A 25,418-nucleotide genomic window follows, 5' to 3' on the forward strand; every position below is an offset into this window, starting at 1 on the left:
CCCGCCAGCGTCGCACCGGAGCCGCTCCGACGCCGCAGGATCACCACACCCCGCGCGAGGCGTGGCACTTTGCCACAGCTCTGACGGTTGCCCGCTGCCCGAGATCCACGGAGATGGGCCCCGTGAGCGCTCTTTCGAGCGGACACAGCCTGGGCACGCTTGCTGCCGTTGAGCTCGGGGATGTCGACCGAAGGCGAGATGCGCGAAGCAACCAACACAAGACCCGGCGTGGCACCGCCAGCGCTCGGGCCTTACGTGGTGGGGATCGGCGCTTCGGCCGGGGGGCTCGAGGCGCTCGAGCACTTCTTCGACAACCTCCCGAAGGAGAGCGGGATGGCCTTCGTCGTGGTCCAGCACCTGTCGCCGGACTTCAGGAGCCTGATGGACGAGATCCTCGGGCGCCGCACCGAGCTGCCCATTCACCTCGTCGAGGACGGTATGCTGGTCGAGCCCGACCACGTCTACCTGATCCCGCCGAAGAAGGAGATGATCATCTCCGGCGGTCGCCTGCTCCTCAGCGAGAGAGATCCCGACCAGGAGCTCGCGCTGCCCATCGACGTGTTCTTCCGATCCCTCGCGCAGGACTGCGGCACGCGGGCGGTCGCCGTGGTCCTCTCCGGGGGCGGGAGCGATGGCTCACGCGGGATCCGCGCGGTCCACGAGGCGGGCGGCCTGGTCGTCGTGCAGGACGTCGACAGCGCGCAGTTCGACGGGATGCCGAAGACCGCGCGCGACGCCGGCGTGGCCGACTGCGTCATGCCTCCGCAGGACATGCCGCGCGTCCTCCTCGAGCACGTGAGGTCCGAGGGGCGTCGGCCGGAGCGGCAGGCGGCCGGCGTCGATCAAGCGATGGCCGGGGTCTACCAGATGCTCGAGGAGCAGTTCGGCATCGACTTCACGCACTACAAACCGAGCACCGTCACCCGGCGAATCGAGCGACGGATCCAGCTCGCGCATACGGACGATCTCGACCAGTACGTCAAGCGCCTGAAGAGCGAGTCAACAGAGCTCGACGTGCTCTACCGCGACCTCCTCATCGGCGTGACGCGCTTCTTCCGGAACGAGGAGGCGTTCGGCATCCTCGAGCAGGAGGTGCTCCCCGCCCTCCTGCGGGAGGGGCCGCGCGACGCGCCGTTCCGCGTGTGGGTCGCCGGCTGCGCGACGGGCGAGGAGGTCTATTCGCTCGCCATCCTGCTCCACGAGCTCACGTCCCGGAGCGGCCACCGCCCGTTCAAGATCTTCGCGACCGACGTGCACCACGGCTCGCTCGAGCTCGCGACGCGCGGGCTCTACGAGGAAGAGGCGGTGGTCAACGTCTCGTCCGAGCGCCTCGAGCGGCATTTCATCCGGCGCGGACGCAGCTACCAGATCGTCCCCGATCTGCGCCAGGCGGTCGTCTTCGCGCACCACAACGTGATCAAGGACGCGCCGTTCACGCGCGTCGACTTCATCAGCTGCCGCAACATGCTCATCTATCTCCAGCCGGCGGCGCAGCAGAAGGTCCTGAGCCTCTTTCATTTCGCGCTCAACCGCGGGGGCGTGGTCCTCCTCGGGCCCAGCGAGACCCCGGGGCACCTCGCGCACGACTTCGAGGTCGTCAACAAGCAGTGGCGGATCTACCGCAAGTACAGCGACCGGCGGATGCAGGTCGATCCCCGCTTTCAGCCGGCGTCGCCGAAGGGCCAGAGCGCTCCGCGCTCCGGGATCACCGCGCCCGCCGCGCGCCCCCCGCTGACGCACCTGCTCGGGACCTACGACGCGCTGCTCGACGAGTTCATGCCTCCGAGCCTCCTCGTGAACGACGCGGGCGAGCTCGTCCACACGTTCGGCGGGGCGAGCCGCTTCCTGAAGGTCAAGGACGGCAGACAGGGGCTCAACGCGTTCGAGATGCTGGATTGCGATCTCAAGATGATGCTGATGGGGGGCCTCCAGCGCGCCCTCAAGGAGCCCTCGGCGATCGTGTTCAAGGGGGTGCAGGCGGAGGGCGGCGTGTACAAGGTCACGATCCGCCGGGTCGAGAGCCGGCGAGGCACCTTGCCCCACGTCCTCATCACCTTCGACGCGCTCGAGGGGGCGCCGCGGCGGGCGGCGATGCCGGAGAAGGAGATCAACCTCGACGACGTCTCGCGCGAGCAGCTCAGCGCGCTCGAGGCGGAGCTCGTTTACACGAAGCAGAGCCTTCAGGCGACGACCGAGCAGCTCGAGGCGAGCAACGAGGAGCTGCAGGCGGCGAACGAGGAGCTCCTCGCCTCCAACGAGGAGCTGCAGAGCACGAACGAGGAGCTCCAGAGCGTCAACGAGGAGCTCTACTCGGTGAACGCGGAGTACCAACGGAAGATCGCCGACCTCACCGAGCTCGGGAACGACATGGAGAACCTCCTGTCGAGCACGGACATCGGCACGATCTTCCTCGACAAGGAGCTCAAGATCAGGAAGTTCACGCCGCAGATCGCGGAGAGCTTCAACCTGCTCTTGCAGGACGTCGGCCGGCCGATCGAGACGTTCACGTACGCGGTCGACCACCCGGAGCTCACCGAGGATCTCAGGCGCGTGCTCGCGACGGGGGAGCGCGTGGAGCGCGAGCTGCGCGATCGGCACAATCGCTCGTTCTTTCTTCGCATCCTCCCCTACCGCGCCAAGGGCACCGTCGCGGGGGTCGTGCTCACGCTGATCGACGTGAGCGGCCTCAAGGCGGCGGAGGACGCGCTCTTCCACGAGCGCTATCTCCTGAACAGCCTGCTCCTCAGCGTGCCCGACGCGATCTATTTCAAGGATGCGCGCGGCCGGTTCATTCGCGCGAACCACGCCATGGCGGAGCGCCTCGGCCTCTCCGACCCGCGCGAAGCCGCGGGCAAGACGGGCTTCGAGCTCCCGGGGCACCAGGCCGCGCTCGCCGTCCACCAGCAGGACGAGGTGGTGCTGCGGACCGGCGAGGCGCAGCACTACAAGCTCGAGAAGCGCCTGCGGCCGGATGGGGTCGTGGAGTGGGACCTCGTCACGCGGCTCCCGCTCATGGATGCCGCGCGCCGCATCGTGGGCATCATCGGGATCTTCCGGAGCGTCACCGAGCAAAAGCGGTCGGAGGAGCAGATCAAGGACGCCGTACGAAGGCGCGACGAGTTCCTCGCCATGCTGTCTCACGAGCTCCGCAACCCGCTCGGCGCGATCGTCCACGCCACGGCGCTGCTCAAGGAAGACAGCGCCGCGTCGAACGGCGCGTCCGGGATCGACGAGAAGGTCCTCCAGATCCTCGAGCGTCAGTCCGCGCAGATGGCGCGCTTGCTCGACGATCTGCTGGAGGCGAGCCGCGTCACGCAGAACAAGATCGAGCTTCGGAAGCGCGTGATCGACCTTGGTGCCGTGGTGAAGGACGCCACCGACGCGGTCAAGAACCTCATGGACAGGCGCGGCGTCAGCTTCTCGGCCGCGGTCGATCCCGAGCCGATCTGGGTCGAGGGCGACCCTGCGCGGCTCCAGCAGGTTCAGGTGAACCTGCTCAACAACGCTGCCAAATACACCCCGCGGGGCGGTCACGTCGCCCTCGAGGCCAGGCGCGTGGACGGACACGCCGTGATCCGCGTGAGGGACGATGGCGTCGGGATCCCGAAGGAGATGCTCGACACCGTGTTCGAGCTCTTCGTGCAATCGAGCCGCACGCTGGACCGGTCGGCGGGAGGGCTCGGCCTGGGGCTCACGCTCGTCCGGGGCCTCGTCGAAAAGCACGGCGGCACCGTGAGCGCGCGGAGCGACGGAGAGGGCAAAGGCAGCGAGTTCGAGGTGCGGCTGCCGATCACCGAGCGGGCGCACGAGAAGGAGACGGCACGCGGGTCGCTCCTCAGGAGGTTTCCCAAGGGATCACGGGTCGTCGTCGTGGAGGACAACGCCGACGGCCGCGAGGCGCTCTGCGCGCTCCTGAAGCGCGCCGGGTTCGAGTGCCATTCGACGGACCACGGGATCTCGGGGATCGAGCTCATGGATGCGGTGCGCCCGCACATCGCCATCGTGGACATCGGGCTGCCGGGGATCGACGGCCTGGAGTTCGCGCGCCGCGTCCGCGAGAGGCGCCAGCACGAGGACGTCTATCTGATCGCGCTCACCGGCTACGGGCAGCAGAACGACCGCGAGAAGGCGCGCGAAGCCGGGTTCGACGAGCACCTCGTGAAGCCCGTCGACCTCGCCACGCTCAAGCGGCTGCTCGCCGACGGCGAGCCAGCGACCGGCGAGAGCTGCGCCTGACGCGCTCGCCCCCGTGGGTGCTCTGGCCGCGCCCGGCTACACCGCGGCGACCGATCTCTCCGCCAGCAACCCCTCCACCCGCTCCACCAGCTCCGCCGGATCGACCGGCTTGGCCAGCACGCGCGCCCCGTGAGCCGCCAGGAAGCGCCGGCTCACCTCGCTCGTCCCGCCCCCCGTCATGAACAGCACCCTCTCCGCGAGCGCCGGCAGCTCCGCCTCCATCCACTCGAGCAGCTCGATGCCCGTGCCCTCCTGCATCACGATATCGCAGAGCACCACATCGAAGTCCGCGTCCAGCAGGAGCGTGCGCTGCGCCTGCGCCCCCGAGCCCACGCACACGACCTCGTGCGTCGTCCCCAGGATCCCCCGCAGCGCGCGCAAGATCAGCGGCTCGTCGTCCACGATGAGGATCCGGCCGCGCCGCGCCGCCCCCTCGTCGCGCGCCGGCGCGGGCAGCGCCGCCGGCTCGCCGCTCGACCACGCGGGCAGCCGGATGCGGACGCACGTGCCCACGCCGACCTTGCTGCTGATCGCGATGCTCCCGCCGCACGACTCGACGATGCTCCGGCAGATGGCGAGCCCGAGCCCCGTCCCCTCCCCCGCGCGCTTCGTCGTGAAGAACGGCTCGAACAGCCGGTGCAGGTGCTCCTCGGCCACCCCGCAGCCCGAGTCCACGATCTCGGCGATGACCTCGCGGTCCTGCTCGCGGGTGCGCACCTCGACAAGGTTGTCGGCGGCGCGCCCCTCTCGCATGGAGTGCGCCGCGTTGATGAGCAGGTTCACGAACACCTGCGTCAAGCGGCCCTCCGCCCCGCCCACGCGGGAGACCGGGGCGAGCTCGCGCACGACGCGCGCGCGGTGCTTCATCTGCGCGTGAACGATGTTGAGCGCGCTCTCGATCACCGCATTGACGTCCGTCGGCCCGATCGCCTCGTTGGCCTCCCCGCGCGCGAACACCCCGAGATCCCGCACGATGTGCATCACCCGCGCCGCGCCGTGGCACGCGTCCGCGAGCGGCTGGCCGAGCCGCTCGGTGGGAGCACCGGTGTCGGCCAGGCGCTTTATCTCGCGGGCGAGCAGCTCCAGGTTCGCCACCACGTACGCGAGCGGGTTGTTGATCTCGTGGGCCACGCCCGCCGCGAGCTGGCCGACCGCGGCGAGCCGCTCGCTGCGCTCGAGATGGAGCCTCAGCTCCTCGGCCCGGCGCCGCCCGGTCACGTCGCGCAGCAGCGCCATCCTCGCCGGCCGACCCTGCCAGTCCACGTCGACCCAGCGGACGTCGAGGACGACGGGGAGGCCGCCCAGGTCGAGCGTCGTCTCCCCCGCCCCGAGCGCCACCGGGCAGCCCCGCCCGCGGACGAGGCGCCCGTCGCCCAGGAGCCCCTCCGCGGCCGGGTTCGCGAACAGCACCGTCCCGCCAGGCTCCAGCACGACCACCCCGTCGGCGCTCCGGGCGATGAGCTGGTGCAGGTTGGCCTCGTTCTCCCTCGCCTCCGCCATCGTCCGCGCGAGCTGCGTCACGAGCTGCTGGCGGCTGACCGCGTGGCGGATCGCGCGCCACAGCGCGTCGGCGTCGAGCCTGCGCTTCACCAGGTAATCCTGGACCGAGGCGCCGAGCGCGCGCTCGGCCAGGCCGACATCGTCGTGGCCCGTGAGCACCACGATGGGCACATGGGGATCGACGTCCCGAACGCGCTCGACCACCTCGAGGCCCTCGCCGTCCGGCAAACCGAGGTCCAGGAGAACGACGTCCCACCCCTCCCTCACGCGGGCGAGCCCCGCCGCGAGCGTCTCCGCGTGCGCGAGCTCGGCGCGCTGCCACGGCACGGCGTCGAGGTGGCTTTGCACGATCGAGGCCGCAATGGCGCTGTCCTCGATCAGCAAGAGGCGAAAGCACGGGGCCGGCGGAGCCCGGCCGGGTTCTGCGGACATGGATCACCCCCCCACGGTCAAGGAGATCCAGAGGCTTTCCCTGAAGTCAAGCCTCCTCGGCATCCGACGACCGGCGGCGCCATCAGCGTTATAGTCGCCCGGAATGGAGTTCCTCTCCTTCCCCAAGATGCCGTGCGTCGGCGCGAGCGACGCCGCCACCTGGGTCGCGCTCGAGAAGATCCACGGCGCGCAGCTCGTGATCGGCGTCGATGCGGCCGGCGTCCGCTTCGGCAAGCGCAAGGAGTGGCTCCGGGACGAGGACGCCTTCTTCGGCTGGCAGCTCCTCCGCGCGTCGCTCCGGGACGCCGCCCGCGCCGCCCACGCGGCGGTCGGCGCGGAGCGGATCGTCCTCTACGGCGAGCTCTTCGGCGGCGGCTACCCCCATCCGGACGTGCCAGCGGGCGGCGTGTCGCCGGTGCAGACCGGCGTCTGGTACGCGCCCGATCTGCGGTGGGCGCTCTTCGAGCTGCGCGCCGTCGGGGGCGGCGAGGACGCGTTCCTCGCCTGGAGCGAGGCGGCCCCGATCGCCGCGGCGGCGGGGCTCATGACGCCGCCGCTGCTCGCGCGCGGGCGCAAGTCGGAGATCGCCGCGCTGTCGGAGCGCTTCCCGTCGCGCGTCGCCGCCGCCCTGGGGCTGCCGCCCCTCGGCCCGGAGAACCTCGCCGAGGGGCTGGTCGCCAGGCCCGATGTCCGCATGCCCGCCGCCGCGTACATGGCGCTGAAGCGCAAGATCGCCGAGATGCGGGAGGACCGCTTCGACGAGAGCGCGCCGTGGGATCCAGCGCGCCCGGTCGACCTCCCGACGCTGATCCGCTGGGGCGAGCGGCTCGCGAACGGCCCGCGCCTGGCCTCCGCCGCGTCGAAGGTCGGGCGCCACGACCGGGCCGCCGTCGACGAGGAGGCGGCGCTCGACGTGCTCGTGGACCTCGAGGCGGCGTTCCCCGGCGCGATGCGCGCCCTCTCGACCGAGGACGGCGAGGCGCTCGAGCGCGCCGTCAGGGCGGCCGTCGCGCGCCAGGCGCTGTAATGGGCGTTCAAGCGGCTCAGCGTCCGGGAGACACGGTATCGCGCCCTCCGGGAGGACGCGCGCGCCGCGGTCTTCGGGGGAGATCCACAGCGCGCCTCGTCATGGCCTCGGCGGTGCTCGCCGGCGGCGCTGTCGCGCGCGCGCAGCCGACCGCTGCCCCCTTGCAGATCGAGTATCGCGCGGAGGCTGGATGCCCGACGGAGGCCGACTTTCGTGAGCGCGTCGTCGCGCGCCTCCGCCGGCCCCTCGGGGAGGCGGACGCGGCGAACGCGTACGTCGTGACCATCGAGAAGAGCGATCGCCGGTTCACCGGGCGCCTCGGCGTCCGCGCGGCGGACGGGGCGGCGTCCGACCGCGATGTCTCGGGGGACACCTGCGATGATGTCGTCGCCGCGCTCGCGGTGGTGACCGCGCTCGCCATCGGCACCCACGCCGCGGACGCGCCCGCCTCGGCCGCCGCCCCCGCGGCATCGGCCTCCGCGAGCGCCGCGGCCGTGCCGCCCGCCCCGGTCGGTGGTGAGCGGCCGCGGCCGCCCCCGCCCGTGCCCGCAGCGGACACCGCGACGCGCCTGACGCTCGGCGCGCAGCTCCTTTACGGCGCGATGGTCGGCCCGCAAGCCATCGGCGCGCGCCTCTTCGCCGAGCCCCCGGTCGGCGCGACGGACGGCGACATCGGCCCGCTGCGCTTCCACGCGGACCTCGAGGTGTCCTCGGACATCCCCGCGGCGGGCGGCTCGGCGTCGTTCCGGCTCGCGGCCGTCGCCGCCGACGCGTGCCCGTTCGGCGCGGCGTACGGCGCCCTGCGCCTGGCCCCCTGCGCGCGCGTCGAGGGCGGCCTCCTCTCGGCGAGCCGTCGAGGCGACGCCCCCGTGCGCAGCGCGGCGCGCGGGTGGCTCGCGCTCGCCCTGCCGGTGCGCGCGCGGCTGCTGCTCTGGGGCCCGCTCGTGCTGGACGCCGAGGCCGGGATCCGCATGCCGCTGCTGCGCGACGGCCTCCTCGTCGAGGGCGCCGAGGTCGTCGCCGCGCCGCCGCTCGAGGGCGTCTCCGCGATCGGGCTCGGGTGGGCGATTCCGTGATCCCGGCGCCCGCCGCCGGACATGGCGCCGGTAGACCATGATCAGCGCGACCCGAGCCAGCCCCCCCGCACGCGCGGAAGCGGCGCGCGGCGCGGCCGTGACCGGGCCCGCAGAGGGCGCCGAGCGCGGCGCGCCGTCGCCCGCCGCGGAGCGCTACCGCGCGCTGGTCGACGCGTATTTCGACTTCACCTGGCGCTCGCTGCGCGGGCTCGGCGTGCCCGCCGCGGCCGCCGACGACGCCGCGCAGCACGTCTTCCTGATCGCGCACCAGAAGCTCGGTGAGATCGCGCCCGGCCGCGAGCGCTCGTTCCTCTTCGGGACGGCGATGGGGGTCGCGGCGAACGCGCGCCGCGCCGGGGCGCGCCGGCGCGAGCGCTGCGACGACGACGCGATGGCGGCCGCGGCCGACGGCGCACCGAACCCGGAGCAGCTCATGGAGATGAAGCAGGCGCGCGCGCTGCTCGACGAGGTGCTCGACGCGATGGAGGACGACCTCCGCGTCGTCTTCGTCCTCTTCGAGCTCGAGGGCGTCCCGACGGAGGAGATCGCCGCGATGCTCGGGCTCGCGAGGGGCACCGTGGCGTCTCGCCTCCGGCGGGCGCGCGAGGAGTTTCACGCCATCGTGAAGCGCGCCCAGGCGAGAGCGATGCACGGGGGAGGCAAGCGATGACCGATCCGAAGCCGCTCGGAGAGCTCGGGGACGACGAGACGACCGACCTCGAGCGCGCGCTCCTCCGCTCGTGGAAGCACGAGTCGCCGTCCTCGTCGGCGCGGGCGCGCGCGCTCGCCATCGCCGGGCTCGCCGCGGGGACGAGCGCCGCCCCCGACGCGCATGCCGCGCCCGCGCCGAAGGCGGCCGCGGGCAAGCTGCTGACGCTCGCGAAGTGGGGCCTCGGGGCGGTGATCGGCGCCGGCCTCCTCGGCGCGGGCGTCGCGCTCCTCCGTCCGCCGGCGGCTCCCTCCGCGGCGGCGCCCCCGAGCGAGCCGCCGGCGGCAAGCGCGCAGCCCGTCGCGACCGCGCCGCCCGTCGCCGATGAGCCGCCGGCCGCGAGCGCGCAGCCCGTCACGCCCGCACCGGCGCCCTCGGGGCCCGTGACGCGCGCGCCGATCCCGCTCCAGGCGAGCGCCTCGCCGAGCCCCGCGCCCGCCGCCGTCGCGAGCCCTCCGCGCCCGACGGGCGCCGCGTCGCGCGCGCGGTCCGCGCCGGTCGCGCCGGCCGACGCGCTCGGCGAGCAGGTCGCCATGATCGATCGTGCGCGCGACGCCCTCGGCGCCGGCGACGCGGCCGGGTGCCTTGCAGCGCTCGACGCCCACGACGGGAGGTTCCCTCGGAGCGCGATGGGAGAGGAGGCCACCGTGCTCCGCATCGAGGCGCTGATCCGCCTCGGCGATCGGGCCCGCGCGGCCGATCTGGGCCAGCGATTCCTCGCCTCGCGCCCGACGAGCCCGCACGCCGCGGGCGTGCGCGCGCTCCTCGGCGCGACGACGGACAGGTGATCAGCGGCGTGAACCTGCTTTGAAGGGCCCTCCAGAGGGGGATTGGCGTGCTCGGCTCGTCGAAGGTGTCGAGTGCAGTCGACGCGAGATGATTCAACAGAGAGGCTTCTCATGGTCTGGTCGTCATGGTTCATGCGCTGCGCGCGGTGGGCAGTCATGATGGGAGCGGCGGCGGCGTGCCTGTCGCCGCCGGGGCGCGCCGCCGCGCAGGGGGCGATCGCCCCGACGTGGGAGGAGCGCGAGCGTCCGGAGGACGTGGCCCAGCGGCGCGAGCGCGCCGCGCTCCTGGCAACGCACTTCCACGACGCCACGAGGCTCCATTCCGCCGGCAAAGGGCTGCCGATCCTCTTCGGCGGTCTCGGCGCGGCGAGCCTCGCGGCGGTGAGCCTGGCCGGAGAGATCGATACGCCGCTGCGCATCGCCTGGGCCTCCGGGTCCGCGACGATGCTCGCCGGGGGCCTCGTCGGGTTCGCTGTGCCGGAGACCTACCGGCGGGGCACCCTGGCGACGGCCGGGCTGCTCTCGCAAGGGAGCCTCTGGCTCGGGTTCGCGCTCCTCGACAGCGACATGCTCCCGAGGATGACGCCTGTCGCCTTCTCGGCGGGATATTACCTCTCCGGCGCGCTCTCCGGTCTGAACCTGGCGCTGTCCGACTACACGCCGGTCTCCCGGCTCCGCGCCGACCACGCGCTGGTGGCGACGCCCGCGTGGCGCGCGCGGCTTTCAGGCGCGCAGATCGCCGGCATAGAGCGGGATCTGCTGGGCACCGCGCCGGCGATCCCGAGCTGGGCCATCCACCTCCCGGTCGCGCTCGGCGGGGTCGCCGCTGCCTTGCCCGCGCTCGACAGCGAGCTGCCCGGGTCACAGCGCCTGGTGAGCGTGACGACCGGCTTGCTCACCTGCGTGTGGTCGTTCGCCATGCTGGACGTCGACCACCCGGCGCAGTCCTATCTGCAGGACCTGCGCCGGGCAGGCCTGAGCCTCGCGCCGTCGGGCCCCGAGGGCGCCGCGGGCCTCACGGTCTCGGGCGAGTTCTGATGGGTTGTCGCCCGGGCGCCCGCCGCGCGCGGACGATGGGCTGCGCAGGAGGCGACCTGTGCAGGCCGCGCTCCACCCGTAGGTGGCTCGGTCTCGACCGGAATGCGGCCTACGGGACCGACGGGGCCGCGCCCCCGACCTGCTCACGCGGCTCCAGGACTTCGTACTCGAACCACCGCTGCTGCGTGGCCGCGCGGAAGGCCGGGATCGATAGCCAGAGGCGCTCTGGACCGAACTCGCACGGGAGCGATTGCAGCTGCTCCGCGAGCCAGGCTGCCGCTCGACCCGCCTCGGTACGGCTGTCATGCCGTGTTAGCCAGGCGCTCGCTGTGTCGCTCCCGCCGAGATCGCCTCCGCAAGCGCGGAGCGCATCTGGCTCACCACGTCGTCGCGCGTCTGCTCGATCGCTCCCTGGGCAGCGAGGTCGAGGGCATCCCACGCCCACCAGGCAACCTCACCAACCGCCGGATCGTCAAGGTCTCCCGAGATCGCGAGATGATACAGCGAGCGGGCGATCTGCTCAGCTCGCTCTGGATGTTCGGCCAGAACGTCGCTCAACATCTCCAGCACCCGCAGGCGGGCGAGCTTCACATCGGGTACGCCAGGCACCGCTCGCAGGTATTCTGCAAGGTCTCGCGGGTACTTCATGGAACACAAGGCGAGCTCGCAGAAGGACCAGTGCGGATGATCCACCTCCTGGATCACCTTCAGCGCCCAGTTGACGACCTCGTCGACGGAGGCAGCCCCCACGTCGAGCGCGAGGAGGAACGCTTCGGCTCGAGTTCTACGCAGGTCCACGGCTTCTGCTCCGTCCAGCGCTCTGGAATTCGCCAGATCAGCCATGTCACCGCGCTCGGCCTTCTGCCTCTGCGAGGGAGCGCGGTCGCTGGCGGCGACCAGCGACGACGTCCTCGATCAGCTTCAGCAGGCCACGCGTGATGGCGTCGCTTGGATCGAGGGAGAGCGCAGAGGTCGCCTCGGCGAGCGCGCCCTCGACGTCTCCCGTCAGCAGGAGGATCAGGGCCAGGTTGCAGTGCAGCCCCGCATCACCGGGCCGAAGCTCGACCGCGCGTCGGGCGATCGGCAGGGCGTCGTGCGCACGATCGAGCTCCAGGTAGGCGGCGCCGAGCTCGCGGCATCCGTCCGCCTGCTCGGGATCGATCGCGTGCGCGCGCTGAAGGGCGGCCAGCGCAGCCTCCATGTCGCCCGACCGCATCTCGACCTTCCCGAGGAGCCAGAGGGTCGCAAACGTGCCCTTTCGCTCTGCAGCCTGTCGGAGCAGCGCCCGGGCCTGCTTCAGGGCGCCTCGCTGCGCCGCTGCCAGGGGTCTCGACGGTGGTTCGAGCACGAGATCTCCGCTCATCTCGGCAGCCCGGGAGAAGAGCGCCCTTCCTTCGCGGAGATCGGTCGCGAGCGTCTCCGCGTCGGTGCGGACCGGCGCGGGAAGCGCCGGGTCGCCGAGGAGCCCGTCCAGCACCTCGAACGCGTCGCGCTCCTTGCCGTTGAGGGCAAGGGTCCGCGCCAGAGGAACGCGCACCCCTGGGATGCGGCGCTCGGGGTCGGCATGTACAGCGCGCCGAAACCAGGCTTCGGCCTCGGATCGATGGCGTTCCTTCCCTTCCGGATCGACGGCGGCCTCGGCGCGCGCAAACGAGAGCAGACCCAGATCGGCATAGCCAGGCGCGTAGCCCGGCCATGAGCCGATGATCCGCCGGAGCCAGAACTCCGCGTCGTCGAACTGCCCCGCCGACGCGTGCGCGGTCGCCTCCCGCCCGTACTGCACCGACTCCTCGGCGCTGATGAACCGCGGCATCGCCGACCACCCGCACCCCCGGCACATCCACCCGTCGACAGCCAGCGGGTACTTTCGCCAGATCTCGACCTGAGCACCACCTCCCGCGGTCGTGAACACGACCTGGCGGAGCGGCCCGCCGCACCGCTCGCATGCCGCCATCTCCCTGCGGCCTGGCTCTGCTGGCTCCTGCGGAAACTCCGTCGCACGATGGAGATCTCGCAAGACGACGCGGTCCTCCTCGAACGCGACGTCTCCGGTGCTCCTGTGAAGGCCGAGAGCAGCGAGAACGCGGTTCCAGAGCGAGCTCAAGGAGAACATTGCGGGGTGTCTCGACGACGGGGCTCGATGGGGAGCCGAGGGAGAGGAGGAGTGGTTCTGTTACATCTGCCCATGCGGCGCGGCAAGATGGCGCGCTCTTCGCGTCTCGGTCGCCGCCCTCGTGACAGGTACGGATCAGCGCCTCCAGGGCGGCCTTGCGGCTCGTCGAGCAGCTCGATGCCGAGCACGTCGTCGACCATGTAGACCCCCGCGAGCACGCCGAGGACGGCGATCGCGCGCGACCGACCGAGTCGGCCCCGGCGCCCCTCATGCCCCCGATGGCCGACAGGGAGGCCTCAAGAGGAGGCTCCTCCAACGCCACGACCCCTCACGCGAGCGCCCGGACCTCGCGCAGCACCGCCTCGACGTCCGCCTCCGAGTTGAGCAGGCTCGGCGCCACGCGGGCATGGCGCGTCGCGTACGGCGCCGTCGACGCGATGATCTTCCGCTCGCGGAGCCTCCCCACGACGGCCGCCGTCGACATCCCCGCGACCTCGAAGCACACGAGCCCCGCGGAGATCGCGTCGTCGATCGGCGTGTGCAGCGTGACGTGCCTCATCGCCTGGAGCCCCTCCTTGCACTGCCGGTTCAGCGCGTGGATCCGGGCCGCGACCCTGGCCTTGCCGATGCGCCGGTGGAACGCGAACGCCGCGGGCAGCGCCCAGCGGTGCTCGAAGGCGTGGAATCCTCCGGGAGACATCATGTTCGCCGTGGTGGGCGGCGCCGGCTGCCCCCGGAGCCAGGCCCCGTATCCCTCCTGGCCGAAGTGCGGAATGCTCGGGCGCAGCATCGGCCAGAGCTCGGCCCTGCCCCAGAGCACGCCCGTGCCCCGCGGCCCGAAGATCCATTTGTGACAGCCGGCCGAGAAGAAGTCGCAGCCGAGGTCGGCCATCGTGACGTCCTCGACCCCGAAGCCGTGCACGCCGTCCACGCAGCAGACGACGCGATCCCCCGGCGCCCGCCCCTGGTTCGCCCGGGCGACGACCTCGGCGATGGCGCGCACCGGCGTCCTCACCCCCGAGCCCGAGTGCACCCACGTGATCGCCACGACCCGCGTGGCCGGCGTGATCGCCGCCTCGATCGCCCCCGCCATCTCCGTCGCCGTGGCGGCGCTGCCCCGCTCGTACAGCGCGATCTTCCGCACCGTGGCGCCCGTCCGCTCCGCCGCGAACCGGAGCGACTCGTGCGTGGCGTAGTGATCGTGCACCGTCGTGAGCACCTCGTCGCCCGCCCGGAGCGGCAGCCCGAGGTACAGCGAGGCGAGCCCCATCGTGGTGCTGCCCGTGAGCGCGATCTCCTCGGCCCTCGCGCCCATGTACGCCGCGGCCGCCTCGCGCACCGGCGCCGCGTCCTCGTGCGCGTCGAGCGCGCGCGCCGGGTTGTCGTCGAGCTCCCTCCGCAGCGCCTCGATCGCCTCGCGGACGGGCCGCGGGTGCGAGGCGAGCAGGAAGCTCGTCATGTGGATCCACGCCGGCGACACCTCGAACTCGTCCCGCACGCGCTGCCACGCGTCGGTCGGCGGGCGCGCCTGCGGCCGACCGCTCGCGGCGGTCGCCGTCCCCGAGGCCGCGCACCCCGCGGCGCCGAGCGCCAGCAGGCCTTCCAGCAAGCTCCGCCTGGGTAGCTTCATCATTCTGCGTCTCTTCCCTTCCTGCCGGGCGCAGCCCCTCCGGAACCGCAGGATGGCCCGCCTGGCGCGCGCCGCGCCTCCGCGAGCAGGGGAGCCTCCCCCTCCCACGCCCCGCGCAGCCCGCGGAGTATGCACGGCGGCCGACAACGAGCATAAGTATTCGAAAACAAAGGTATTTTCGCGATGGTGGGCAGATCGCAGCCGGTCCGCTGTGTCGGCGCAATCCCGTCGCGCGGCGCGCGCAGGATAATCCCGGATCACCACGGCTTTATCTGCGCCGCGCGCGGCGCGCCCCGCGAGGGGGGCCGTTCGCCGGAGCGCAGGACGGGCTCCTCCGGCCGCCGCAGCGCGCCGCCGTGGCGTCAGCGGATCAGGTACCTGCCGAGGAACGCCTCCGCCTCGTCGGCGAGCGTCCCGACCTCGACGGGGATGCCGGCGGCGCGCAGCATCGCGACCCCGCGGCCGAGGTTCCTGGGATCGCTGTCGATCACGGCCACGAACACCGCGCCGATGCGCCGCTGGATCAGGGCCCGCGCGCACGACGGCGTGCGGCCGAAGAACGAGCAGGGCTCCAGCGTCACGAACGCCGCGCAGTCGGAGAGATCGCCGGGGAGGCTCGCCAGCGCCATCGCCTCGGCGTGGTGGCAGCCGGGCGCCTGCGTGAACCCCTCCGCGACGATGCTCGCGCCGCGCACCACGACGCAGCCCACCGGCGGGTTGGGTCGGCAGCGCGGGAGCGCCCCGCGCGACACCTCCAGCGCCCGCGCCATGAAGCGCCGCTTCTCGGCCTCGGCGAACGAGCGCCGCGCGCCCCGCGGGGGCAGCGGCTCCGCGGCCAGCGCGCTCACGGCGCCGGGCTCGGGTACCGGGCGTGGATCTGGTCGATCTCGGCGAGCACGTCCTTGCCGAGCACCACGCTCGCGCTCTTCAGGTTCTCCTCGAGCTGATCGAGCGTCGTCGCCCCGATGATCGTGCTCGCCACGAACCAGCGGCTCCGCACGAAGGCGAGCGCGAGCGACGCCGGGGTCAGCCCGTGCGCGCGCGCCAGCTTGACGTACGCCTGCACCGCCTCGTCCACGTTGGGCTTCCGGTAGCGCTGCCCGAACGTCTCGAACAGGGCGAGCCGCGAGCCCGGCGGGGGTCCGCCCAGGTACTTGCCCGTGAGCAGCCCGAAGGCGAGCGGGCTGTAGGCCAGGAGCGGCACGTCCTCGCGGCGCGACGCCTCCGCGAGGGCCGAGTCGAACGTGCGGTTGATCAGGCTGTAGGCGTTCTGGATCGACACCGGCTTCGGCAGCCCGAGGTGCTCCGCCACGCGGCTGAACTGCGTCACCCCCCAGGCCGTCTCGTTGCTGAGCCCGATATACCGGACCTTGCCGTCGCGGATCACCTCCGCGAACGCCGCGAGCTGCTCGGGGATCGGCGTGCTCGACCGCTCGTTCGCCGGATCGTAGACGGTCGCGCCGAACTGCGGGACGTACCGATCGGGCCAGTGGATCTGGTAGAGATCGATGTAGTCGGTCCTGAGGCGCCGCAGGCTGTCCTCGACCGCGCGCCGGACGTTCGCGCGGTTGACCGCGAGGGAGCCGTCGCGGACCCACGGAATGGGCCGGCCGGGCCCCGCGATCTTTGTCGCGAGGACGACCTTGTCGCGCGGCCGCTGGCTCAGCCACTCGCCGATGTAGCTCTCCGTGCGGCCCTGCGTCTCGGCGCGGGTCGGCACGGGATACATCTCGGCCGCGTCGACGAAGTTGATCCCGGCCTCGAACGCGCGATCGAGCTGCGCTCTGGCGTCCTCGAGCGTGTTCTGCTCGCCGAACGTCATCGTCCCAAGGCAGAGCTCCGAGACCCGGAGCTCGCTGTCACCCAGTTGTCGGTAGTGCATCGCTGTTCCGTCCGTTGATCGCCAGGTACCACGGCGCGGCGCGCTCGTCTACCATAACGGACGCAACATCTCTCATAACGGACACACCCGAGGGCCACGTGGCCTCGTCCGGGCCAGGTGGCTCCGCGTTGGGCCGCCCCGTCGACCTCGGAGGCGTGGCCGTATGCGGCGCTGGGCCACGCGGAGCTCGCGCGGGAGGGAGGACGGGTGGAGTACGTGACGTACTTCCGGGAGACGGGGATGCTCGCGGGGGAGCTCCGGCTCGCTCCGGCTCGTCGAGGTGGAGCTCGAGTGAGGGGGACGCCCGGTCCGCGCATTCCTGCTAGTTCAACCCCATCTGCTTCATGTAGCTGACCATGGCGTCACCAAACGTCGACGCGAGATAGCCGATCGTCTCGTCTTGCGGCTCATGCGCGATCCGCCGTCCGATCAGGTAGTGGTACGAGAACGCGACGACCTGATCACTTGGCAGATCGCGCAGGTGGAAGCGCGCCGCCTCGGGCTCGGATCTGGCGAGGACCTCGAAGGCCTCGAGCGCGACCTGCGCCTCGACGCGATCGAGCGGTGTACCATTACCGTCGGTACGGAAGCCGCGCTCGACGAGTTTCCAGGTTGCATCCATCGCCAAGGCGCTTCCATTCTCGGCGAAGTAGCGCAGCACATCGATTTTCTCGATCGTCTCTTTCGCGTCGCCCGGGTCCTTGACCGTGTCCTGGGAGGCACGAATCAAGCTGCGCGCGATGTGCGCCAGGCCACGGTCCCGCATGGCGATGAGGGCTTGCTGGAAGCGAGGTAGCTCCTCCTGATCGATCTCGCCCCAGTCGTAGAATCGGGCGATTTGCTCCGTGATGACGGCGTACTCTCTTTGCTCCTCTGCCGAGAGCGGCGCCAGCTCGGGCCACTCTTCCGATTTCTGGGGCTTTGCAGCCTCCCCCTCGGCCACCGGCTTCGCGAGCCCGATGCTCGTCCCTCGAGACGCTAGCCTTTGCACGGGGGCGCCCGCAGACCCGATTGCAACATGCGCTCTGCTAGATCGACCGCGATCGACGCCGGCGGTCTCGTTGCTATGCGGAGCGAGCCTCGTGTACGCCGCGACAGCGGCGACGAGCAGGGCCGCGCTCACCAGGGATGCACGCTTACGGCGTGCGGGAACCGACCGCATGGGCAGTCTCCTTCATGATGAACGAGAGGCCGTCGCCGCTGCGCGGCCCCTCGCGAGTAGGCAACCGGGTCTCCGGCCGCTCCCGCCTATGGCTCCGTGATCGCGGGGCTGTCCGCGAGCAGATTCGCTTCACGGTAGCCGCTCCGCAGACCGCGTCTTTTCCCTGGCCAGCTTCGGTTGCACGCTACGCGGCGTCCGATGAGGGCCGTGCCCTCGTCGAGCGAAGAGGAGCGAGCGATGCCAGGAAGCAGGGAGCTGGTGCAGCTGCGTGCGGAGCTGTCGAGGTATCGAGAGCAGAAGAGCCGTGGGAAGTACCCGGGCGAGCTGCGAGAGCGAGCCGAGGCGTACGCCAGGGAGCGTTCCCGGGCGGGGGCGACGCCGACCGAGATCGCCACGGAGCTCGGTGTCCACAAGATGACGGCCGACCGATGGGTGGCTGGCGGTGAGCGCGCAGATGAGGGGGCGTTGCCAGCGACCATCAAGGCGGCTCAGCATGTTTCGTTCCTACCCGTCGTGGTGCGCCCGGAGCGCCGAGAGGCGCCGCCTTTGCGGCTCAACGTCGCATTTGCCGATGGGACACGGATGCAGGTCTCTGCCCTCGTTCACCGAGGCCGACGGCAAGTGTATAGAGCTGTCAGCACAGGACTTCGCGCAGCTGCTCGCCGGTCTACCCGTGGAAGAGCTGGCAAGCCGCCGCCGCGTGGTGCACTGAGGTGTCTGCGCCGGCGCTCGTCCACCGCGCTGCCGGACACCGCGCTACGGGCGCCAGCGCGGCCCGATGGCGGCCGGCTCAGCCCGATGCCGAGGTGGAGCAGGGCGCGAGTTGCATCATCCCGAAGACCTCGCGACAGCGCAGCGCCGAGGGCGCATCACGCTTGTTCCGCGTTCCCACTTTCGACAAAATATTCTCATCAAAAAACAGCGGAAAGTGTCTACGTAAGGTACTTGCCAGGAGCAAGCGGAGCGGGCATCCATGGCGCGCTTTGACCTCGACGACACGACCCGGTGGGACCGAGCTGCCGCAGTCGGCGGAGACAGAGCGCCTTGACGGCGCGGCGCTCGTGCTCGGCTATCTCCAGGCCAGGGGACAAGGACAGGGGAGCCCCGCCGACCCCGCGTCGGCGGTCGACGCGCTGCTCCGGCGGGTGCAGGAGCTCGAGGCGAGGCTGACCGAGCTCTCGACGGCGGAGCAGCAGGCCCAAGAGCTCGCTCGCTCCGTCGAGTCGCTCAAGGCGTACAATCGACAGCTGCAGGAGACGATTCGGACGTTGGAGATCGGGTTCCGGCGCCACGTCTCCGAGCAGATCTCGCCTGACCAGCTGCGGCTTTCGCTGGCCGGTGAGCCAGGCGCCTGTCCGGCTCCCGCGTCGCAGGCCGAGAGCCTCGGCACCTCGCCCGAAGCGGACCCGAGCGAGGGCAGCAGCCCGCCGCCGGACCCCGCGAGGCCGCCGGAGCGTGGGGGGACGGCAGAGTCCTCCTCCGGCTCCGATCCCGGAGGTGGCAAGCGAGTTAAGCGCCACGAGCACGGGCGCCGTCGCATCGGTGTCATCCCGAGGGTGATCATCGAGACGCTGCCGCCGGAGGTGCTGCTCCAGGGCATCGAGCGCTTCGAGCGTGTGGGCGTCGAAGACAGCTCGGTTATCGGCCACCGGCGCGGCGGCCCCGTGGAGATCGTCTGGCGTCGACCCAAGTACGTGGCCAAGGCGGAGGTACCGGCGGCGAGCCGCGCAGCGGGCCAGGAGCCTGCTTCTTTGCCAGCCGTAGGGTCGGCCTTCACGCGCGAGCTCGACGAGCCCCTCGTCCTGCGGGAGCACGAGTTCCTGGGGATCCCCACGGACACGGGCTTCAAGCAAAGCCCCTTCGTCGACGGCGTCCTCGTACGCTACACGCCCGAATCGGACGCTGAGGAGGACAGCGGCGGACCGGTGAAGATCGCCTCGCTGCCGGAGCGCCCGATCGACAGGTGCCTTGCCGATCCGAGCCTCTTGGCCCACCTGTTCGTCCACAAGCTCGACTACCACATGCCCTACTACCGGCAAGAGGTGGAGTCGGATCGCCACGGCTTTCGCATCGGCCGCAGCAACATGACACGCTGGCAGTACGATTGCGGCGGCATCGCGATGCGCATTGCCGATGCCATGTGGAGCGACGCGCTTTCGAGGTCGTGGTTCGCCATGGACGCGACGGGCACCGCCATCCGGGCCAAGGAGAAGCACCGCTATGGGCATGTCTTCGTCCTGGTCGCGCCAGGCGATGGCGTGCTGTTCCGCTATACACCGACGTACGACGGCCTCACCGTCGCGAAGCTCTTCGGCGGCTACCAGGGGACGCTCGTCGCCGATGCTTCGGCCAACCACAACGTGCTGTTCGGGCCGGGCAAGGCCCGCGAGGCCGGCTGCTGGAGCCATGCACGGAGGCGCTTCTTCAAGGCGTTCAAGGCCGGGGCGGGCAAGGAGGCGGCGTTCGCGCTCCAGACCCTCCAGGCGCTCTTCCGCGTCGAGGAGGAATGCGCCCTGTGCAGCCCGGACGAGCGCCTCGCGATCCGGCAGCGCGAGTCCGCACCGCTGATCGAGAAGCTCTTCGCCTGGGCCGAGGCGCAGCGGCAGGTCGTCCCGGAGCATTCGCCGTTGCGCGAGGGGCTGGTCTATTTGCACAACCAGAGGGAGGCGCTCTGCGAGTTCCTCTCCAACGGGGAGATCCCCATCCACAACAATGCCAGCGAGAGGGCTCTGCGCCGCGTCGTCAAGGGACGGCGCAACTGGCTGTTCCACGGCAGCGACGAGCATGCTGTCCGGGCGTGTGCCATCACGTCGCTCATCGCGACCTGCCAGATGCACGGGCTCGACCCCGAGCTGTACTTGCAGGAGATCCTGACCGTGGCTCCGAGCTACCCGCTCCGTCGCATCCTCGACCTGAGTCCCAAGAACTGGGTCGCGACGCGACAACGCCTCATCGCCGAGGGGCGGCTCAAGTACCTGGACCTGGCTCGGATCACCGGCTCGCGGCTCGCCTTCCGCGACCGCTGATCGTGCGGCGTTGCCCGCTTCCGTCGCGCCCACAGCGCTCGTCGCGTCCGGAGCGGCCGAGTGGGGCGCGCGTCCTCTCCGCGCCGAGGTGCGTCGGCTCGTCGAGCCGGTGCTGTCGTCGCTTCGCCCCGCCACCGTCGAGTTCGTCTTGGCGGGGCGCCTTCGGGTCGCTTCGCTTCGGCGCGGCTTGTCCGCGCCTCCGGTCGGCGGCCGTTCGCCCACCTCCTCCGCGAACGGCTGGGCGGCGGTCTTGCGGCGCCGCACGCCGGCGGCCTCGGCAACTCCCGCGCGCTCCTGCTGCGAGGCCGCGCGACGCGGGCGCCCCTTCGCGCGGGCGGGGGCGTCCTCGCGGCCCTGCCACGCGACATGCGGCGCCGACAGCTTCAGCACCGCCGTCGTCAGGCTCGGGACTTCGGCGCCTGCGTCCCCGCTCCGTCGCTTCGTCATCGCATCGCGACTCTACGCACGTGGCCGCCCTCCACAAGCACGCTTCAGAACGCGCTCTGCGGAGCGGCTACGCCGCGATCGAGCCTGGCGCAGATCTACCAGCACCGGGCGCTCGCGCTGTGGCAGAGCATGGTCGCCGAGCTCCCGCCGGGGCACCCCGTGCGCCCGACGGCGGAGGAGAGCGCCGCGGCGCTGGGCCGCATCACGCCGGCGCGGATGCTGGTGGGGCAGGCGCGCAGGCGCAGGCTCCAGGGGCCGTCGCATGGCGATTGTGGGGCGGCGCGCGTTCATCGCGCAGGTCACCGTGGGGGCTGGCCTCGTGGTGCTCGGCGGGTGCGGCGGCGCGCCCGGGGCGGGGGGCGCGCCTGCGGGGGCGAGGGAGGCGCTTGGGGAAGCGAAGGGCGCGCCCGCGGGGGCAAAGGCCGCCCCTCCGGCGCTGGCCGTGGCGGCGGCGCCCGGCATCGAGGCCGCGCTGCAGGGCGGCGTGCTCGAGCTCAGCTACCGGTACCCGAGGGCTCTCGGCGAGCGGATCGACGCCGCCCCGTGGGCTGCCACGCTGGTGGTCGCCATCCACCCCGAGTCGGCGTCCCCCGCCTCCCGGAGCCTCGCGAGCGGGGCGCTCCGCACCGAGGCTCCCGTGCTGGATCAGGGGATGTTCCGCGCCGCGGCCGAGGTCGATCTGGCGGTCTTCTTTGGGCTCCGTGCGCCGTTCGTCCGCTACGTCCATGCGTCGTTTCTTCACCTCCGGTCCGAGGTGCTGCGCGTCGCGGTCGGGTGAGCCATGAGGGGAGCGCCGCGAGCTTTCGCTCATTGGAGCGGCGTTATCACCTTCCCGGAGTTGAGGATGCCGTCCAGCGAACGGCAGCACCCGCACGCGACCCGACGTGGGAACCGATGGCGTTCGGGTTCGGTGCCGCGTAGCTGGGCACCGATCTACCCCATGGTGTTGGACAGCGTTTGGGCCTTGCGGCGCAGAGCCGATCCGTGAGATTTTTTGGTGCGCAAAACTACAGAAGGCAACGGTGTAGACAGACCTGGTCCGGCGGCTTCGGTTGACCAACCGACTGATCGTTAGGCGCGCCCAGAGCAGACCTGTAAGACACCGAGCACGTCAATGAAGTACATATTCAATACTCAGTTCCTCAAAGTTCAGCCGCCCGCAACGTCCTTCGGAGATGCCTGGGAACTGCTCTGCCTTGACCTTCTCCGAGCTTCCGATCCGGACGGCGACTACCTTCACCTGATGCCTCCAGATCGTGGTATCGACATACTCCACAAGAGCGCGGCCGAGGCTTATCAATGCAAGTCAGACGAGCGCGGTGCGCTCGGTACCATTCCCGCAGCTCCTACAGTCGAATCGCTTCGCACAGCCGTCGAGCACTGGAACACATTTGAGTGGCTCCAATACCGGTTGGCGACTAACGCCGAATACACCGGGAGGGGTGTCGAGGAGATCCTCAAGGTTGCCGAGGAACTCGGTGTTGGTAAGCGCTCGATCCTGTTTCTCGGTCCAGATTACTGGTCCGAGCTGTGCGACCAGCACCTTTCCAAGGTACAGAGCAGATTGGATTATCGACTCTTTTTCACCGAGGAACAGACCATCGATGCGTTTCGCAAGGCTCGGTACTTTGAGCACAAGGTCAAGGAATACGAACGACTTATTAAGGATAAGGGCTACGTACTGGACCTGGCAAACAACCGCACACCTGTCCGACTTCAAATCCCGTTCTCCCTGGACCTAACGGTTGAGCACTGCCTTGACGTTGCGATGTCGCTTCTCGGGCTGACGCTGCGGAGAGAGGAATACGCGGACCTGCGAACCTCTGCCAGTCCAAGTATATCAATCACCATCGACAGGGTTTCTCAGGATTTTAGCAAGAAGTTGGCCGAGTACACAGACGAGGAGCGCCAGAAGCTGAGCCTATGGATCACCATCGTCTGGAGCGACGAACTCTCGTCCGATACGAAGCGCAGCACTCGCGAAATGCATGAATTTGTCACCGGTCTACGGGATGTCAACATTGATTATGTCGACCGGAGAGCCATGACGATTCGACGTTTCGAGCGTTCTCTAGAGGAAACCATGTGGACGGCAGTACTTGGAGTTCCTAGTGTTACCATGCGAGGAGGCGCCTAACCAAAAATTGGTGCTGACGGCGAGGTGTGCCCCGCCGCAGCACCATTTTACGTTCAAATGCCGCCTCATGTCACACCTCCTGAGTAACTTCAACAAGGCCCCGCAGAGTCGGCTCCTCTTCGCCACAACCTCTTCTCGAACGCTGGCGCGATTGACGTGCACGCGCATCTCGAGCAGTCATATCAATACCAATATTTCAACAGATTTCACTCGGGACCACCGTCTTCAGCTCTGAGTCGCTTCGAGTCTCTCGGTCACCTCGCGTTGGTAACACATTTAGATTTTAGGCGTGCTGTACCAGTACTGGAGGTTTGATAATGTCTCTCCATCACTATCTTCCGGCCACGTACTTGGCGTGCTTCTCTGCGGACGAGGCAACGATTCCGAGGCGGGACCGTATGCTCGTAGTGGGGGACAAGCAGCACATGACTACTTTCCGTGCCCCGGCGTCACGGCTTGCTGCCGAAAAGAACCTCTATACTATAGAGTCTGAGACGGCCTATCGTGATTTTGTAGATGCTACTTGGGCGCCCTACGAGGGTGGGCTCGCCGAAGCAATCTCGGCTCTTGTTTCCGGTACGATAACGGCTCGTGCCTGGACGCGCATTCTCGTGCCGTTTGCTGCGGCCATGCTCGTGCGAGGAGTCGATTTTAAGCATCGGTTTTCATCTAGGCTTCGAGACTGGCCCGAGGAGCAGCGCTCTAACGACAACATTAATTACGGGCGACTGCTTGAGTTGCAACGCATTCTCGCCTCGGTGCTCGCCGCCGAATGGCACGTTTTTGCGGCGGATGGTCCGGGAGATCTAATCCTCAGTGACATAGGATTCGTCGCCTCCGGTGATAGGGATGGTTCCTTGGGCATTGCCATTCCGCTCGGCCCTCGGCACGTGCTCAGGATCCATCCCTGTCAGACGCGTGCGATCTTGCGGTATGACGGCTCTGAGTGGATCCCGCTGATCAAGCGAACTGCCCTCAGTCCATATTCACACATTCAGCTCGGTCAGGTACTCGCCTCGAGTGCCGCTCGTTTTATTTACGGATCCGACGAAGCGACAGTTTCTAGTTATCTGTCGACACTCCCACCGGATACGGTCGCCAAGCGCTTCGAAGAACGGGCTTCTGATCTATGGGAACCTGTGGAGCTTGGTTTCCTTGACTCCACACGCGCAAGGGTGCACGAGTTCACCTGGCACCGTCTTGTCAGCATGCTGGAAGCCGACGACCCGCGGACCGCAAGTTTTCACAACCTCGACTTCGAGGTGCTTCAGCGTGGCTGGTGCCCCCCGATGTACTTCCCGACCAACCTGCCCGAATTCGAACCCGGTCTGGCCGTCGTCGGACGAGAAATCCTGGTGCACTTGTACGACGTCTCACAAGAAGAGGTCGACTCCGAGGTTGATAAGATGATGGGCATGCCAGCGGCGGAAGCCGGAGAGCAGAGTGACGGCTAACTTGTGACCCCTACCCAGGGCCTTTCTCTTTCCGGCGCGTCGCTTGGGCGCGTTCTCTGCCACCGCGTCACGCGCCGGCGAACTTCCCGGCCGCCCGCGCTCGCCCCCAAGTATCCGTTCGGCAGAGCGCATCCTGACGCCGAGCAGGCCAGGGACATAGGCTTGCCGTGCGATGCGAGAGCGACGGCAGGACGCCGGCAAGGGCGGCGAGACCGGGCTGAGGAATCCCGCAGCGGCGGCCGATCAGCGCGCGGCCAGTGAGGCGGGCGTGCGAAGGCGGCGCCCCGGCAAGCCGAGCGCATCGACCGCCGAGCCCGAGTCCCGCAAGCGGCGCGCCGCGACCGAGGTTGGACAGGCGCCGCCTCGCCAACGGGAGTGCCCGCTCTTGTGCCAGCGCGCCACCCGGTCGCGCCAGATACGTGTGCTCTCGTCCATCGACACCTCCGGCGCGGGTTTCTACGCAGCGCAGAGGCTCGACGACAGCATGCGGGTCACCGAACGCGTACCGGCATGATCGACCCTGACGAGCTCGACGCCATCGCAGACGCTGTTCTCGCGGAGGAGGACGAGACCTTCGCCCTGTCCATCGCCCCCGGTCTCGTGCTGGAGCTCGCCGATGACAGCTGCGGCCTGTTCGCCGCGACCTGGCGGTCCGGATCATGGTGGCGGGAGTCGAGGTCGGGGAGGCGTGATGCCTCGCGGCAGGCGGGAGCGGCGGCACTCACGTACACCCACAATGGAACGACCCGGGGCCGCTCGCC

At 70.0% G+C, this 25,418-nt stretch carries 19 protein-coding genes; 12 read left to right on the forward strand and 7 right to left on the reverse strand.

The annotated features are described in order from the left end of the window. The first annotated feature begins 228 nt into the window (after nt 1-228). A complete protein-coding gene (locus WME76_RS48495) occupies nt 229-4,236 on the forward strand; it encodes a chemotaxis protein CheB (RefSeq protein WP_437963007.1) in 4,008 nt (1,335 codons plus the stop codon). A 36-nt stretch (nt 4,237-4,272) separates the two neighbouring features. Here the strand turns inward: WME76_RS48495 and WME76_RS48500 are convergent, their stop codons facing one another. After that, nucleotides 4,273-6,168, reverse strand: a complete 1,896-nt coding sequence (locus WME76_RS48500; protein ID WP_437963008.1) for a response regulator — start codon at nt 6,166-6,168, stop codon at nt 4,273-4,275. A gap of 103 nt (nt 6,169-6,271) precedes the next feature. Here WME76_RS48500 and WME76_RS48505 point away from each other — a divergent pair, with 103 nt between their 5' ends. The 5 genes from WME76_RS48505 (at nt 6,272) to WME76_RS48525 (ending at nt 10,806) form a co-directional block, all read left to right on the forward strand. Then, nucleotides 6,272-7,195 (forward strand): RNA ligase family protein, encoded by a 924-nt coding sequence (locus WME76_RS48505; RefSeq protein WP_437963009.1) that lies wholly within the window; start codon nt 6,272-6,274, stop codon nt 7,193-7,195. Nucleotides 7,196-7,296: 101 nt separating this feature from the next. Next, nucleotides 7,297-8,271: a hypothetical protein gene (locus WME76_RS48510; protein WP_437963010.1), complete on the forward strand. Its 975-nt coding sequence runs from the start codon at nt 7,297-7,299 to the stop codon at nt 8,269-8,271. Between the two features lie 97 nt (nt 8,272-8,368). Beyond that, nucleotides 8,369-8,941: an RNA polymerase sigma factor gene (locus tag WME76_RS48515; protein ID WP_437963011.1), complete on the forward strand. Its 573-nt coding sequence runs from the start codon at nt 8,369-8,371 to the stop codon at nt 8,939-8,941. Continuing rightward, nucleotides 8,938-9,768 carry a hypothetical protein gene (locus WME76_RS48520; RefSeq protein ID WP_437963012.1) on the forward strand — a complete coding sequence of 277 codons (831 nt, stop codon included), beginning with the start codon at nt 8,938-8,940 and terminating at the stop codon, nt 9,766-9,768. The genes WME76_RS48515 and WME76_RS48520 overlap by 4 nt, the downstream gene beginning before the upstream one ends. A gap of 111 nt (nt 9,769-9,879) precedes the next feature. After that, on the forward strand, nt 9,880-10,806 hold the full coding sequence (locus WME76_RS48525; RefSeq protein ID WP_437963013.1) for a hypothetical protein: 927 nt from the start codon (nt 9,880-9,882) through the stop codon (nt 10,804-10,806). 312 nt (nt 10,807-11,118) lie between these two features. Here the strand turns inward: WME76_RS48525 and WME76_RS48530 are convergent, their stop codons facing one another. The 6 genes from WME76_RS48530 to WME76_RS48555 form a co-directional block, all read right to left on the reverse strand. Further along, nucleotides 11,119-11,649 (reverse strand): hypothetical protein, encoded by a 531-nt coding sequence (locus WME76_RS48530; protein ID WP_437963014.1) that lies wholly within the window; start codon nt 11,647-11,649, stop codon nt 11,119-11,121. Nucleotide 11,650: 1 nt separating this feature from the next. Then, the gene (locus WME76_RS48535; RefSeq protein ID WP_437963015.1) at nt 11,651-12,760 is read right to left on the reverse strand and encodes a tetratricopeptide repeat protein; all 1,110 of its coding nucleotides are present in this window, start codon (nt 12,758-12,760) and stop codon (nt 11,651-11,653) included. Nucleotides 12,761-13,247: 487 nt separating this feature from the next. After that, nucleotides 13,248-14,552, reverse strand: a complete 1,305-nt coding sequence (locus WME76_RS48540) for an aminotransferase class V-fold PLP-dependent enzyme (protein ID WP_437963016.1) — start codon at nt 14,550-14,552, stop codon at nt 13,248-13,250. Between the two features lie 359 nt (nt 14,553-14,911). Continuing rightward, nucleotides 14,912-15,319 (reverse strand): bifunctional diaminohydroxyphosphoribosylaminopyrimidine deaminase/5-amino-6-(5-phosphoribosylamino)uracil reductase RibD, encoded by a 408-nt coding sequence (locus WME76_RS48545; protein ID WP_433937712.1) that lies wholly within the window; start codon nt 15,317-15,319, stop codon nt 14,912-14,914. 74 nt (nt 15,320-15,393) lie between these two features. Beyond that, entirely contained in the window at nt 15,394-16,431 is a 1,038-nt protein-coding gene (locus tag WME76_RS48550; protein ID WP_437963017.1) for an aldo/keto reductase, read from the reverse strand. 322 nt (nt 16,432-16,753) lie between these two features. Beyond that, nucleotides 16,754-17,593 carry a hypothetical protein gene (locus WME76_RS48555; RefSeq protein WP_437963018.1) on the reverse strand — a complete coding sequence of 280 codons (840 nt, stop codon included), beginning with the start codon at nt 17,591-17,593 and terminating at the stop codon, nt 16,754-16,756. A 571-nt stretch (nt 17,594-18,164) separates the two neighbouring features. On the opposite strand from WME76_RS48555, the gene WME76_RS48560 reads away from it, so the two are divergent. The 6 genes from WME76_RS48560 to WME76_RS48585 all read left to right on the forward strand — a co-directional run bounded on the left by WME76_RS48560 (nt 18,165) and on the right by WME76_RS48585 (nt 25,171). After that, a complete protein-coding gene (locus tag WME76_RS48560) occupies nt 18,165-18,305 on the forward strand; it encodes a hypothetical protein (protein ID WP_437963019.1) in 141 nt (46 codons plus the stop codon). A gap of 271 nt (nt 18,306-18,576) precedes the next feature. After that, complete coding sequence (tnpC, locus tag WME76_RS48565; RefSeq protein WP_437954404.1) at nt 18,577-20,619, forward strand: IS66 family transposase; 2,043 nt, start codon at nt 18,577-18,579, stop codon at nt 20,617-20,619. Between the two features lie 709 nt (nt 20,620-21,328). Further along, nucleotides 21,329-21,844, forward strand: a complete 516-nt coding sequence (locus WME76_RS48570) for a hypothetical protein (protein WP_437960382.1) — start codon at nt 21,329-21,331, stop codon at nt 21,842-21,844. A 336-nt stretch (nt 21,845-22,180) separates the two neighbouring features. Then, nucleotides 22,181-23,203, forward strand: a complete 1,023-nt coding sequence (locus WME76_RS48575; RefSeq protein ID WP_437960383.1) for a hypothetical protein — start codon at nt 22,181-22,183, stop codon at nt 23,201-23,203. Nucleotides 23,204-23,520: 317 nt separating this feature from the next. Then, the gene (locus tag WME76_RS48580; protein ID WP_437960384.1) at nt 23,521-24,657 is read left to right on the forward strand and encodes a DUF4238 domain-containing protein; all 1,137 of its coding nucleotides are present in this window, start codon (nt 23,521-23,523) and stop codon (nt 24,655-24,657) included. A 172-nt stretch (nt 24,658-24,829) separates the two neighbouring features. Beyond that, on the forward strand, nt 24,830-25,171 hold the full coding sequence (locus WME76_RS48585; RefSeq protein ID WP_437960385.1) for a hypothetical protein: 342 nt from the start codon (nt 24,830-24,832) through the stop codon (nt 25,169-25,171). Nucleotides 25,172-25,418 lie beyond the last annotated feature (247 nt).

Origin of the sequence: Sorangium sp. So ce119 (genome assembly GCF_051524405.1) — a bacterium.
GTDB classification, from domain to species: Bacteria; Myxococcota_A; Polyangia; order Polyangiales; family Polyangiaceae; genus Sorangium; species Sorangium cellulosum_G.

What these genes read in the sequence shown, in the direction of transcription:
- WME76_RS48500 (WP_437963008.1), bottom strand. Translation starts at nt 6,168, where the DNA reads ATGTCCGCAGAACCCGGCCGGGCTCCGCCGGCCCCGTGCTTTCGCCTC.
- WME76_RS48505 (WP_437963009.1), top strand. Translation starts at nt 6,272, where the DNA reads ATGGAGTTCCTCTCCTTCCCCAAGATGCCGTGCGTCGGCGCGAGCGAC.
- WME76_RS48510 (WP_437963010.1), top strand. Translation starts at nt 7,297, where the DNA reads ATGGCCTCGGCGGTGCTCGCCGGCGGCGCTGTCGCGCGCGCGCAGCCG.
- WME76_RS48520 (WP_437963012.1), top strand. Translation starts at nt 8,938, where the DNA reads ATGACCGATCCGAAGCCGCTCGGAGAGCTCGGGGACGACGAGACGACC.
- WME76_RS48525 (WP_437963013.1), top strand. Translation starts at nt 9,880, where the DNA reads ATGGTCTGGTCGTCATGGTTCATGCGCTGCGCGCGGTGGGCAGTCATG.
- WME76_RS48530 (WP_437963014.1), bottom strand. Translation starts at nt 11,649, where the DNA reads ATGGCTGATCTGGCGAATTCCAGAGCGCTGGACGGAGCAGAAGCCGTG.
- WME76_RS48535 (WP_437963015.1), bottom strand. Translation starts at nt 12,760, where the DNA reads ATGGCGGCATGCGAGCGGTGCGGCGGGCCGCTCCGCCAGGTCGTGTTC.
- WME76_RS48540 (WP_437963016.1), bottom strand. Translation starts at nt 14,552, where the DNA reads ATGATGAAGCTACCCAGGCGGAGCTTGCTGGAAGGCCTGCTGGCGCTC.
- WME76_RS48545 (WP_433937712.1), bottom strand. Translation starts at nt 15,319, where the DNA reads ATGGCGCGGGCGCTGGAGGTGTCGCGCGGGGCGCTCCCGCGCTGCCGA.
- WME76_RS48550 (WP_437963017.1), bottom strand. Translation starts at nt 16,431, where the DNA reads ATGCACTACCGACAACTGGGTGACAGCGAGCTCCGGGTCTCGGAGCTC.
- WME76_RS48555 (WP_437963018.1), bottom strand. Translation starts at nt 17,593, where the DNA reads ATGCGGTCGGTTCCCGCACGCCGTAAGCGTGCATCCCTGGTGAGCGCG.
- WME76_RS48560 (WP_437963019.1), top strand. Translation starts at nt 18,165, where the DNA reads ATGGGACACGGATGCAGGTCTCTGCCCTCGTTCACCGAGGCCGACGGC.
- WME76_RS48570 (WP_437960382.1), top strand. Translation starts at nt 21,329, where the DNA reads ATGGCGATTGTGGGGCGGCGCGCGTTCATCGCGCAGGTCACCGTGGGG.
- WME76_RS48575 (WP_437960383.1), top strand. Translation starts at nt 22,181, where the DNA reads ATGAAGTACATATTCAATACTCAGTTCCTCAAAGTTCAGCCGCCCGCA.
- WME76_RS48580 (WP_437960384.1), top strand. Translation starts at nt 23,521, where the DNA reads ATGTCTCTCCATCACTATCTTCCGGCCACGTACTTGGCGTGCTTCTCT.
- WME76_RS48585 (WP_437960385.1), top strand. Translation starts at nt 24,830, where the DNA reads ATGCGAGAGCGACGGCAGGACGCCGGCAAGGGCGGCGAGACCGGGCTG.